Raw genomic sequence first — 12,452 nt, 5'->3', positions numbered from 1 at the left:
GGTGTGCCGGGGTGGGCGCCGGCGTGCGGCGCCCACCCCGGCGGGATCGTCAGAGGTAGGAGCTGAAGGCGCTGTTGTCGGTGCCGCTGCCGCCGCCCTCACCGGGTGTGGACGGCGGCTGCGGTGGGCGGTCGTTCCTCGGGGGGCGGCCGTCGTCGCCGAGGGCCAGGTGCAGCGTGCCGGTGAGCGGAACCTGTCCGCGTGCGGGCACCGGGACCCGGCCGCTGCCCCGCTTGCGCAGCACGGCGCCGCCTTCCGGGTTGCGCCGGACGGCGTACGGGCCGTGCGGGCGCCGCTCGATGCGCGGGCTGCGGTGCGCCTCGGCGACGGCGAACTCGTACCACTGCTTGGTGCCGTGCCCGGCCCGGTGCTCGTTGACGACGCTGCCGTCCTCCGACGAGACGAGTTGCAGGACGAGTCCGTTCGGGTCGCGCCGCCGGCGGCGCTGCCGCACCCAGAGGGTGACCGCGGCGGCGACCAGCGCGACCCCGACGCCGGCGGTCACGAAGGCCCACCAGTACCGCTCCCCGATGCCCGGCTCGGGCGTCACCCGCACGGCGAGCGGTGCGTGCGCGAGGGCCCGGTCGTGGTCGGTGGCGTCGACGACGGTGACGGTGCCGGCGATCCGCAACCCGTCGTCGTCCACGCGGTCGCCGAAGACGTCAGCGGGGGCGACCTCGACCGTCACCTTCCGGGTGCCGGACTCGCCGGGCTCGATGGTGATCTCGGCGGGGCGCACCGAGAGCAGCCCGGGTTGGAGATCGGTCACCGCGAACCGCAGGCGGTGCGCGGTCCTGCCGGTGTTGTGGACGGACACGGTGCCGGTGATCGTGGCGCCGGGGTGGGTGTTCGCGTCGGGCAGGTCGACGCCGGCGGTGACGGGCAGCTGGCCCGGGGCGATCGGGTTGCTCAGGCTGCGGGTGTCGGCCTTGAGTCCGGAGGCGGTCAGGGTGGCGCTCACCGTGAGCGTCCCGGTGGCGCTCCGGGGGATCCGCACGGTGCCGGTGAAGGAGCCGTCGCTCGCGGCGGGGTCGGGCGCGGTGCCGTCGTCGGTGAGCTTCAGCGGCACGGGGTCGAAGCCGTCACCGGTCAGTTCGCTGCGGACCCGCAGCCCGGCGTAGTCGGACGGGTCCTTGATCTGGTAGCCCTCGCGCGTCTGCAACCGCATGGTCACCGTCACCTCGCCCCCGACCTGCGGTGACGGCGGGTCCATGGTGAGGGCGCTGCGCAGCTCGCCCTGCCACAGCACGCTCACGGAGACCGGTAGGGAACGGTGCCCCTCCGGGGCCTCGGCTCGCACCTTCCAGGTGCCCGGCAGCGGGTCGACGATCTTCAGCGCCTCCACCGGGCCGTTGCCGCCGGCCAGCTCGAACCGGGACTTCTGGTACGTCCCGTGCGTGGGCACCTTGTCGCCGCTCGGGTCGTAGTAGGTGATCTTCACCTGGGGGTCGCCCTTGTCGACCACGATGCTGCCCACGGTCGCGAGCGGCGAGATGCCGACCTGCAACGTGGCCGGGGGACGCTGGCTGGTGCCGTCCTCGTGCCGCATGCAGTGCGCGGCGGCGAAGATGTCTTCGAGCGTGGAGCCGATGTCCGCGGCCTTGACCTTGTGCGGCGCCGGACGGGCGGAGGGCAGGTCGACGCAGCCCTTCTGGTACCCGCCGGCCGCCATCCGCTTGAGCTCGTCCCAGCGCGGCTTCGCTCCGAAGCCAAGCGGCCAGACCTGCACGTTCTGGGCCGCGGCGGCCTTCAGCGCGAGGTCCAGCTGCCGCTCGCCCTCGGCCTTGCGGTGCTCGGGAGGGCCGTAGTTGGGGCTGTCGGAGACGTCCATGTACCCGTCGGTGAGCAGGAACAGCACCCGGGGCTGGGACGGGTCGGTGCCGTCCGTGAGGTCGTGTACCCCCTGGCGTATCGCGCTCGGGAAGTCGGTGCCGGTGCCCTCGTGCTTCGAGCGGCTGCGCAGCCTGTCGACGCAGCTGCCGACCGTCTCGCGGCCCGCCGCGTCCAGACCGGTGCGCGGGCACACCGGGTCGACCGCGCGCTGGCCGGCGGCCTCGGCGGCGGCGAACCCGAAGACGGTGACGTGCGAGTCCGAGGACACGTCACCCAGGGCGATCCGTGCGGCGGCGGCCTTCTCGGCCTTCATGTCCTCGGCTGCGAGACTCGCGGACTCGTCCACCGCCACCGCGTAGTCGACCGCGGGGAAAGCCGGTACGGAGTCCGCCGCCGGCACCGCGGCCCGACCGGCCGGAGCCAGCAGGGACACCAGCAACGCGGCGGCCGCCAGTGCCGGGACCGTGGCGCGGCGCACCCGGCCCCTTTCTGTCTGCCGTCTTCCCGTGACGTTTCCCACCGAAGTCCCCCTGCTTCCTCGTTCGTTGCTCCATGCAGCGCTTGATGCGGGCCGGCCACGCGTCAACGCGGGGTCAGGCCCCAGGCCAGTGCCAGGGCCGCCGACAGGGCGAGCAAGCTCATGCCCCAGCGGATGGCCCGGTACTTGACGGACAGGATCGAGCTGACGTCCACGGCCTGGACGAGCAGCCACTCGACGGGTTCACGCCCGGCCTCGGCGACCTGCGTCGCGAGCCCCGTGAGGTCGCGGGAGGCGCCCCGGGCCCCCGTCAGGTCGCCGAAGTACGTCACCGCGTCATGGGCCCGGACCGTGCCGGTGCGCGGCATCAGCGCGCCGATCAGCGCGATCACCGCGCCGGCCCAGAGCACGGCGGCGAGCACCAACGTCACGTCGGCGGGGCCGTGCCAGCCCGGTGCGCCGTGCCAACCCAGCAGGAACGCGGGCAGGGCGAGCGTCCCGGACAGCAGCACGGCAGCCTTGGAGTCGGCCCCCGAGAGGTCCTCCCTGACCCTGCTCAGCAGCTGTTCGGCGACGCGCTCCCCCGCCCGGTCGGACCCGTGCCGACCCCCGTCCGGCACGGGTCCGACCGGGTCGGCAGAGCCCTGGGCCGCGCCCTCGGCGGTCATCGTTCCTCGTCCGCCCAGTCCCAGCCGTCGTCCCGCGCACGCCTGCGGCTGCGCGGCTGCCCGTCGACGTCCTCCACCGGGTGGCTCCCGGGCAGGTCGGTGCGACCGGGTGCGGGATCCAGGTCGGGGTCGTCCATGGGACGGGGCTCCGGCCGGGGGCGCCTGCTGCGCGGAGCGTCCCACCCGAGGTCGTCGTCCGCGTCGTCGTCCGAGCGGTACGTCCGCCCGTTCAGGGGGGCACCGTTCCAGTCGTTGTCGTCGTCCGACGCCCGGTCCGAGCGGTGCGGCCCGTCGTGCGGAGGCTCACGGTCGACGGCGTCCGGCGGGTGGGGGTCCGCATGCCGGGGCCGGCGCCTGGGGCGCGTAGGCGGTTCGTCCGACACCCATTCCGGGGTGAACGGGCCGTCGCCGGACGCCTCCAGCTCCCGGGGCGGACGGCGGGCGGGCACCGATCCGATGGGGCCCGTCAGGCCGCGGTTGTCCTTGTTGAGGAGGTTGAGTACCTGGGTCTCCACGTCGACGGCGTTGAGCTCGCCGCGCAGCGCCATGGTGTAGAGCCGGTCGACACGGTCCCGCTCGTCCTGCCGGCCCTCCTGGCGGATCTTCTCCAGGAAGTCCTTGGCGCCTTCGGGGTCGGCGGCCAGCATGAAGCTGAGCTGCTCCAGGTCACCGCCCTGCAACATGTGGCGGAACCCGTCCTGACGCATCTTGGTGACCGTGGCGTCGGCATGCACCGCGCGCTGCTGCTTGGCGTATCCGATGGCCTCGTCGTCCACTCCCAGGCGGACGTACAGCCGTACCCGCAGTCCGAGGTCGGATCCGAGGTCGCTCCAGCGTCCGCCCGCGCACTCGCGCGTGATGACGCGGTTGGCCTGCTCGGCGGCGGTCACCGGGTAGGTCAGGGTGACCTCGCGCAGCCGTTCCAGTACCGGGGAGGTGAGCCGCTTGGCGATGTCGGTCACGACCTGGACGGCGGCCAGATAGGGGTCGGTGACCTCCCACTCGATGTCCACTTCGGCCTTGAAGAAGCTGGTGCCGCCGGCGGCCGGCAGCTCAAGACGCAGCGGCGAGACATAGGTGCCCTGCGCGATCTCGCACACGGCGTACGGCCGGGCCAGCGCCCGCTTGTCGACGTGGCGCACCCCCGAGACGGTGACCACGCTGTGACCGCCGTTGCGGTAGAACAGCACGGAGGCCTTCTGGGCGCTCAGTGCCGGGGGCCCGTCCGGGGTGTACTCCCGCAGGAACGGTCCGGGTGGCGCCGTGCCGCCGCCCGCCGACTTCTCCTCAGCCATGCCTCTCCTCCTCGCGGGTCCTGACCCGGCGTACCTGTTCCTGCTGCCTGCGCTGCGGCGGTGTGACGGCGAGCCACCACAGGTCGCGTGCCTGCGCGTCGGGCACGGGGCTCTCGGAGTCCTTCATCAGCTGGCGCAGCAGCCGGTCCAGCTGCCGCCGGTCGCGCTCCTCGGCCACCAGCGCGGGCAGCAGCGCGGCCAGTCCGGTCCGGGTCCACTCGCTGCCGTCCTTGCGCACGGCCGAACGCAGCAGACCCTCCAGCGCGTCCACCGCCACCTCTCGCGCCCGTGCCGTGTTCAGGGCCGTCCACATCAGGTCGGCCATGGCGTCGACGAGTTCGGGCCGGGCGGCGGCGAGGGCGAGCGGCAGCGGCCAGTCGCCCCGGTCGGCCAGCGGGGAGTCCGGGTCGTCGGCGAGCACGTCGTCCACCGTGGTCAGCGCGAGCCGGACGGTGGTCACCAGGCCCAGGTCCTGGTACTGCTCGCGCTTGTGGTGGGTCCACTCGGCCAGCCGCGCCAGCACCTGCGCCGCGCCCGGCAGGGCGAGCAGCCGTACGACGTTGAAGGAGGCGACGGCGAGCTGTTCCCCCTCGTCGCGCACCGCGATCCGGGCCAGCGCGTCCAGGGTGTCGTCCATCGTGGCCGCGGCGTTTCCGTAGCCCAGCGCCATCGCCGAGGTCCAGCGCAGCGGTTTGGTGCCGTTGCGGCTCCAGTCGGCGACCAGCTTGTGCACGGTCCTGCGGTGCGAGTCATGACCGGCGGCCTGGTCCAGGGTGGTGGCCGCGAAGATCCTGCGACGGGGCGTGGTGGCCTCGGCGAGCGGTCGGACCAGCTCCGTGTAGCCGTGGTCGAAGTCCCGTACGCACAGCTCCCCGGCGGCCACCGCGGCGCGCATCCACACCTGGGAGCGTGGATCGTCCGCCAGCAGCCGCAGCCAGCGCACCACCGGCGCCCGGACCGGGAAGTGCCGGTCCCACAGCTCGGACAGCACCGCGGACGGCAGGGCGGAACCGCGGTACCAGATCAACCGCGCCGGCACCTCGACGCCCTCCACCTCGACCTTGCCGTCCTGTGACGCGGCCCGCGAGAGGGCCAGGTCGGCTTCCGGGTCGTCGCAGAACAGCGGGCGGGCCGGGGTGTTGTCCGGATCGCACTGTACGGACAGTTCCCAGGTCAGCAGGTGGGCGGCGGCGGCCACCGCACTGTAGGTGGCACCGCCCAGCACGGCGAGGGCGATCCGGAACGCCACCGGGTGGAACAGGGTCGCCGTGCCGGGCCGCCCCGCCTGCTCCGCCTCGGCCGGCTGCGCCGTCAGCGCACGGTCGACCCCGGCGAACCACTCCTGGGCCTGGTTGGCGGCGAGGCTGCGGCACCCGGACAGCAACTCCTCGTACGGGACGTCCCCCGTCACCTGCGCGGCCAGCAGGGAGGCGAGCAGTTCGGCCTCGGCCGGGCGCAGGTCATCGAGGCCGACCGCCTCCTTGACCTCGGCGCGTTCCGCCAGTTCCTGGGCGCGGGCGAGCAGGTCGTCCGCCCGGGTGGGGTCGTCCGACGCCGTGGTGGCATGGCGCTCCAGCCGCTCGCGGAGCCGGGTGTGCAGCAGGTCCTGGGTGGGCGCGGGCGGGCAGAGCATGCCGTACCGCCCGGCGAGCAGCGGGTTCGCCGCCGATCCGACGGTGACGACGATCACCGCGAAGGCCTCGTTCCGGTGCAGGGCGGCGGCCAGCTCGTCGAGGTCCATCTCGGCGGGGGGCAGCGCGCCGGGCCGGGTGAGGGACAGCTCCAGCAGGTAGCCCTTGTCGTCGTCGGCTTCCAGCGAGGATGCGAGCTGCCGCACCGGGACGTCCGGATCGACCCGCCGGATCCGGGAGCCGGCCGCGGAGTCCGGGTCGGTACCGTCCGCCGCGGGGCCGGTGACCTCGTCGAGGAGCGACAGTGCCGTACTGGCCCGCCCGGTGCCCGGGGCGGCGCCGAGCACCAGCAGCCGGCGGGCCCGGAGCGCCTGGCGTAACTGCGTGTACCCCGCCGGCTCCACGTGGATCCGCCGGAGCCTGCGCAGCTCGTCCTCGGGCACCGGCCCGCTGCGCATCCCCGCACCCGTCTGGCGGCCGTCGAGCCGCAGGTTGACGTCGCCGATGAGGGCGTTGTTGAAGTACGAGCGGTCGAAGGCGTTCAGGTCCCGGCGTACGTCGAACAGCATGCGGGTGGCACGGCGGGCACGTGCGGCGGCGCCGAGATCGGTGGGCCCGTCCTGCCCCTCGTCCTCGGCGAGCGGGTCGCGGGTGTACGCCTTGAACCGCCCGGCGGCGCGCTCGCGTTCCTTCTCCCGCTCGTCGTCCTCGTCCTCGCCGGCCTCCGCATCGTCAGGGTCGGGCGTGCCGTCGTCGTCGCGGGGCTGGTCGTCGTCCTTGCGGGGCTTGCCGTCGCGGCCCTTCCGGTCGGAGTCCTTCTTGCCGGGACCCTTCTTGTCCGGGCCCTTCCTGTCCGCCGGCTCGGGGGAGCGGCCCTCGTCCGGTGTGTCGGGGGCGTCCTGAGGGGCGCCCGCCTGCTGGTCGTCGCTCATGTCGTCCCGCCCTTCGGGCGCCCGGTGTCACGGTCGGTGGTCCGGCCGATGTGCACGGACTGCTGGTAGACGTTGTCGTGGTGCTGGGACATGTCGCCGTGGACGGTGTAGTGCGTGCCCTCTTGGTCGGATCGGTGACCGGGTGCGGGTGCGGCCTCGGACGGGGACTCGGCCGTGGACCTGGGCATGGCGGCGGCGAAGTCGGCCGCGGTCTGCGCGGCCTCGGCGAGGGCGGCGGCGAAGGGGCCGGCGGCGGTCGACCCCGCGTGGATGTCGGGGGCGGGTCGGCCGGGCAGGTGGAACCAGGCGGTGACCTCCCCCTCCTTCAGCTCCAGCCGGGCCGAGGAGTAGCGCGCGGGCTCGATGAACTTGCCGCCGCCGCTGACCACCTCCTCGTACAGGGACTGGGAGGTCACCATCACGAGGTCGGCGCCCTCGGCGTCGAGGAGTTCCCGTGCGACGGAGGAGTCGGCCAGCCGGCAGGCGAGGTCGACCGCGCGACCGCTGATGCCCCGCTCGTCGTGGCGTACCGGGCCGACGTGCATGCCGATGCGCAGCCCCAGGGGCACGCGCAGACCGCGGTTCTCGGCCCGGAGCTTCTCGTGCACCTCCACCAGCCACAGGCCGAGCAGCCGGGTCACCGCGATCCGGCTCGCCACCGCCAGCAGCACGCCGTCGCCGCGGTCCTCCATGTGGAGGGCGTCGCGTCCCACTCTGGCGTGGGCGAACGCCGTCTCCAGGACCCGGTAGATCTGCGCGCGCATCCGCGGCCTGTCGATGTCGTCGTACTGTCCCGAACGTCTGGCATCGACGCTGATCACCGACTTGTAGTGGGCTTCGCCGGATTCCGCGGCGTCGTGGTTCACGCCTGCCCCCCTGTTGTCCTGTCCGTTGCCGAAGAGGTGGTCCGTGTCCCCCAGCCTCAAGGCCCGGGGCACCGGCCGTCTGTAGCCGTTTACACATGGCGGGGCGCGGCTCTACTCCTGATGTCCTTCCGCGAGGAGCGCGAGCAGCGCGGGGTCGAGGATTTCCACCTGCCGGTTGCCGGTCCGCACGATGTTCTGATCGCGCAGCAGGCGCAGGGCCTTGGCGACGGCCTCCCGAGTGGCTCCGATCGTGGCGGCCAGCTCGTCCTGGGCCAGCTGGATGACGGGGCCGGCCGGCGAGGGGCCGGCGAGAGGGCTCGTTCCGGACGGTGTGTAGGGGCCCGACGATTCGGCTCTGGAGAGTTCGGTGAGCCGGCTGGCCAGGCGCTGGAGCACGGTGAGCGAGGCGAGCGCGGACCGTTCCTGGTCGGCGCTGCGCAGTCGGAAGGTGAGCTGACGGATCACCAGCCCGCTGACCCGGGGGTGCAGGGCGAGGAATCGACGGAACGCGTCCCCGGCGATGACCTGGGCCGTGCTGGGACCGAGCGCGCGTACGGTGGCACTGCGGGGATGGGGGTCCAGCACGGCCATCTCGCCGAGTAGTTCACCCGGACCACGAAGCCCGAGGATCAGCCGGGTGGCGCCGCGGTCCGTGGCGACGGAGACGGTGACCCATCCCTGGATGATGATCAATACGTGGCTGGACCGGTCTCCCTCGGTCAGCAGGTGGGCGTCGGCGGGGTAGCTCTTCCGGTTGCCGAGAGCCATCATGCTCTCCCGTTCCTGGGCCGTCAGCGCGTGCGCGAACGCCAGCTCATTGCCCAGAAGACCCATGGCCACGCCCCCCGCCGCAGTCCGGATACCTCGTTTCGCGATGGCGTTGATGGTGACAGAGCACCGCTTTCAGGCGAGTGAATTGCGCCACATGGCCTTGACAGGGCCGTGGTTGACGAACTGCCAGGTGGGCCCCTGGGCATGCTGTGACTGCGTCATACATCCACCCATCCTCACTCGCATAAGGCATCCCGGCCGAGGTGGTGGATTTGGCGAAAACTCAGATTTCTATGGCCAGAAGGGTGATGTTCCGGTGAGGAAGCCGTGAGGCAGTCATGGTGGAGGCGTGCGCGACCGGCCCAGGCGCCGGTCGCGGCCTCAGGGGCGGTGGAGGTGGCGGGTCGCGTACTCGGGTGCTGGAGGGTCCGTCGGGTGCTCGCGGTCAGGCGTAGGTCCAGCGCCACGCGCTGGAGCGGTACGTGCACTTGATCCTCGCGCCGGCCGCCGTGGTCGTGACGGCGCCGTGGTCGCTGTTCCGGCAGAACTGTCCGGCCGCGTAGCAGTTCCCCGAGCTGGAGACGATCGAGCACGTGCCGGTGCCATCCTGGCTCCCGCTGCCCGTGCCGGAGTCGTCGGCGCTGCCGCCGTCGGCCGCCTTGGCGGGGGCGGTCCTGGTGACCGTGACCGTGGGGCCGGGCTTGGGTGCGGCCTTGACGGTCTCGGTGACGGTCGGGCCGGGCTTAGGAGTGGCCGTCACGGTCGTGGTGATGGTCGTGGACGGCTTGACCCTGCTCTCGGCCGGTTGCTCCGCACCGTTGCCGACGCCGACCATCAGCGCGCCCAGGACGACCAGGCCCGAACCGCCGAGCCAGATGCGCTTGCGCTTGTGGAGCGGGCGTATGTCGGACGGGGGTGGTGTGGGCGGCATGGGTGTGGTGTGCGGATTGGCCATCTTGTCCCCCCAGTGTGCTTCGGGTGGAATGACCGTAGTGCCTGCCGGGGCAGCATGTGGAGAATGCGTGGCGAGTGTGATTATTCCGTGACTAACGCGGCGTCAGATCGTCCCAGCCCCACGGGGCGGCGGGACTTCCATCGGGCTCACGCCCGAACGAATAGCGCTCCGCACGCTCACCGATCTGGAGGAATGCGCCGAATTTCCCCACTGCCGGAAGCCGTTCGGCCAGCGCGGCGAGCTGTGCTCCGGCGTCCCCGCGGACCCGTTCCCCGGCCTGCTCGAGCTCCTCCAGGAGGAGGTCCAGGAACACGCCCGGCCTGTCGAGCGCGATACGGGCGGCAGGATCCCTCGCGAGCAGCACCCTCACCTGGTCATCAGCGCCGGCTCGCCTCAGGCCGCCCAGCAGGCGGCCCACGTGGTACGGGTCGTCGAGGGAGGCGTGGGCAGCGGGGCTCCGTGCCAGCAGCCTGGCCACCTGATCCCTCGCCCCTGCCGCCCGCAGCGCGTCGAGCAGGCTTGTCACGCCGTACGGGTCGTCGAGGGTGACGTGGGCGGCGGGGTCCCGGGCGAGCAGCGTGCTCACCTGGTCATGTGCGCCTGCATCCCGCAGGTGGTGCAGGAAGTCGGCGAGGCGTCCCGGGTCGTTGGTGCGGACGTGCGCCGCAGGATCGCGGGCCAGCAACGCGGCCGCATGCTCGTACGCTCCGACGCGCCGCAGAGTGGAGAGCAGGCTCCCCGGGACGGACGTGTCGTTCGTCGGCGCCTGTGCGGTGGGCATGCGCGCCAGCAGCGTGGCCAACGGGTCGCCCGCTCCGACCATCGACAACCAGATGATCAGGGTGCCGACCGCGCCCGGATCGTCGAGGGGGACGTGGCGAGCAGCCCGCTCGGCCAGTGAGAGCACCTGGTCACGTGCGTCGACCGCGCTCAGCCTGCGCAACACCTGGGCCACTGCGGATGGTTGGTCGAGCGGAACGTGGCCTGCTGGACCACGGGCGACCAGCGCCGCCACCTGGTCATCCGCCTTCAACTCCTGCAACAGCTCCAACAGTGCGCCCACCGCGCCCGGATCGTCGAGGGCGACCCGTTCGACGGCCCGCGCGAGGACCGCGAACGCCGTGTGATGCGCATCGATGGCCCGCAGCCAGCCGAGTTCCAGCGCGCCGATCGCCCGCACCCAGTCCAGCAGCTCGTCGGCGTCCTGTGCCGTGTCGAGAACGTGCGCCGCGGCTCGCTCGGAAAGTACGGCCTGCTGCTCGCGCGCTCCGACATAGCGCAGCCAGTGGAGGAGGTGGGACACGCCAAGCGGATTGTCGACGCTGACATGGCGGGCGGGGTCCCGGGCCAGGAGCGCGGCCCGCTGGTTACGTGCCCTGCTCGGGGCGCTGAGGGTGGCATGGCACAACTCCTCCAGTAACCCCGCCACGCCGTACGGGTCGTCGAGGGGGGCGCGACCGGCGGGGTCGTGGGCCAGGAGTGCGGCCACCTCGTCCGACTCCGCGGTCCGCAGCGCGTTCAACAGGTCGGCCACGGCCCGTGGATCGTCCACGGGGACGTGGGTCACGGCGTACCGGGCGGGGCGGGGGTCGCCGGGGTGCAGTGCGTACAGGTGCCTGACGAGGGTGCCGGGAGCGAACGGGTCGCCGTGGGCGGTGGCGTGTTGGTGGAGTTGTGCCGCGTCCCGGTACAGGCCACGGGCCCGGGCTGCGTTCCCCAGGGCTCTGAGGTCGGCGTGGTGGGCGTGGGCGGCGGCCGCGGTCCAGAAGTCGATCGGAGGGATCAGGTCGGCACGGGGGCGGCGGCCCTGCTGGTCGAGGTAGTCGGCCAGCAGGTACAGCCCGCCGTGCTCGGCGCCGGTCCCGCTCCCGGCAGCCGAGTCGGGGGTGGGGGTTCCCGAACCGCGCTGGTTGCGGCGGTCGGCCTTGACGGGCAGCAGGATCGCGGGCACGCCGTTGCAGGGCTGGGTGACGTAGTCGCGCGCCCGGTCCTGCCAGCCGTCACCGGTCCGGTCCCACTGCGACCGGGTGAGGTACCCGGGGGCAGCCTCCTCGAGCAGTGCCCACGGGAGGTGTGGTCCGGCGCCCAGGCGGCGGGCGTCCATAGCGGCGCGGATCACGGCCCTGGTCGCGGGCGGCGCCTCTTGGTAACGGTCCAGCAGGACCGGCACACCGGCCAGGTACTGGGTGATCTCACCGTCCGCGGCCTGCTCGGCGGCCTCGGCCAGCCGGGCGTCCCGGACGCTCCGATCGGCCAGGGCCGCCAGATCGGGAGAGGTGAAGGCGTCGGGTACGCAGATCTTCCGCCCGACCAGCAACTCCCGTGCCTGCGCGTGCGGGTCCGGGCCGGTGCGTCCGGTCAGGGTGACCCAGTGCTCCGGCCACAGGGTGGCCAGCACCAGCACCGGACGCCGGCCCGGATCGCGCAGCAGATTCCGCAGGCCCGCCGCGACCTGCTCGCCCACCGTGTCCGGTGCCAGGTAGTACTGGGCTTCGTTCAACCAGACCACGGTGTGCGGGGCGATGTCGGGCAGCTCGGCGAGGGCGGCCTGGGGGCGGGTGGGGTCGATGGGATGCCACAGCCGCCACGGCTCGTCCCGCCGGCGCAACGCTGCGAGGGCTTCCCAGCACGCCCGCGTCTTGCCGGTCGACGAGCCGCCCACCAGCACCGCGATCCGGCTGGCCCCCTCGGCTGCCTGCGCCACGACCTCACCCAGCACACGGTCGTGCGCGCGCGGCACGTAGACCGGGAGCGACGGCGACCCCGAGCCGGCCGGGGGGTCGATCGAGTGGTGCACCTCCAGGTCGAACGGGTCGGTCACCTCGCCCAACAGCCGGCTCGACTGCGTCCGGGCCCACCCCCGCCCGCCCCCGTCGTAGTGGATGTGGAGCTCACCGATGTCGCGGGCCTGGACCGCCGGGCCGTGGATCGAAGCCTGCCCGGAGATCTCCTGGTGAATGTGCTCGCTCCCCGACACACCCTCATCATTCCACCGCCCGCGAACGGCATCGCCTCGCCGCAGG

Annotated in this window: 8 protein-coding genes; all 8 read right to left on the bottom strand. The window is 72.9% G+C overall.

Annotation, left to right across the window (positions count from 1 at the left end):
- Positions 1-49: 49 nt before the first annotated feature.
- Positions 50-2,311, bottom strand: a complete 2,262-nt coding sequence (locus tag NQO67_RS21970) for a VWA domain-containing protein (RefSeq protein ID WP_255951819.1) — start codon at positions 2,309-2,311, stop codon at positions 50-52.
- Positions 2,312-2,415: 104 nt separating this feature from the next.
- Positions 2,416-2,979: a Pycsar system effector family protein gene (locus tag NQO67_RS21965; RefSeq protein ID WP_255951818.1), complete on the bottom strand. Its 564-nt coding sequence runs from the start codon at positions 2,977-2,979 to the stop codon at positions 2,416-2,418.
- A complete protein-coding gene (locus NQO67_RS21960; protein ID WP_255951817.1) occupies positions 2,976-4,274 on the bottom strand; it encodes a hypothetical protein in 1,299 nt (432 codons plus the stop codon). Before NQO67_RS21960 ends, NQO67_RS21965 begins: the two co-directional genes overlap by 4 nt.
- Positions 4,267-6,837: a hypothetical protein gene (locus NQO67_RS21955; RefSeq protein WP_255951816.1), complete on the bottom strand. Its 2,571-nt coding sequence runs from the start codon at positions 6,835-6,837 to the stop codon at positions 4,267-4,269. Before NQO67_RS21955 ends, NQO67_RS21960 begins: the two co-directional genes overlap by 8 nt.
- A complete protein-coding gene (locus NQO67_RS21950) occupies positions 6,834-7,703 on the bottom strand; it encodes a nucleotidyl cyclase domain-containing protein (RefSeq protein WP_255951815.1) in 870 nt (289 codons plus the stop codon). Before NQO67_RS21950 ends, NQO67_RS21955 begins: the two co-directional genes overlap by 4 nt.
- Before the next feature lie 111 nt (positions 7,704-7,814).
- The gene (locus NQO67_RS21945) at positions 7,815-8,537 is read right to left on the bottom strand and encodes a Crp/Fnr family transcriptional regulator (RefSeq protein ID WP_255951814.1); all 723 of its coding nucleotides are present in this window, start codon (positions 8,535-8,537) and stop codon (positions 7,815-7,817) included.
- A gap of 382 nt (positions 8,538-8,919) precedes the next feature.
- Positions 8,920-9,429: a hypothetical protein gene (locus NQO67_RS21940; RefSeq protein ID WP_255951813.1), complete on the bottom strand. Its 510-nt coding sequence runs from the start codon at positions 9,427-9,429 to the stop codon at positions 8,920-8,922.
- Positions 9,430-9,520: 91 nt separating this feature from the next.
- On the bottom strand, positions 9,521-12,406 hold the full coding sequence (locus tag NQO67_RS21935; RefSeq protein ID WP_255951812.1) for a hypothetical protein: 2,886 nt from the start codon (positions 12,404-12,406) through the stop codon (positions 9,521-9,523).
- Positions 12,407-12,452 lie beyond the last annotated feature (46 nt).

This window comes from Streptomyces odontomachi, assembly GCF_024435355.1.
Lineage (GTDB): Bacteria > Actinomycetota > Actinomycetes > Streptomycetales > Streptomycetaceae > Streptomyces > Streptomyces odontomachi.
This window is presented reverse-complemented; position numbering and strand designations above follow the sequence as displayed.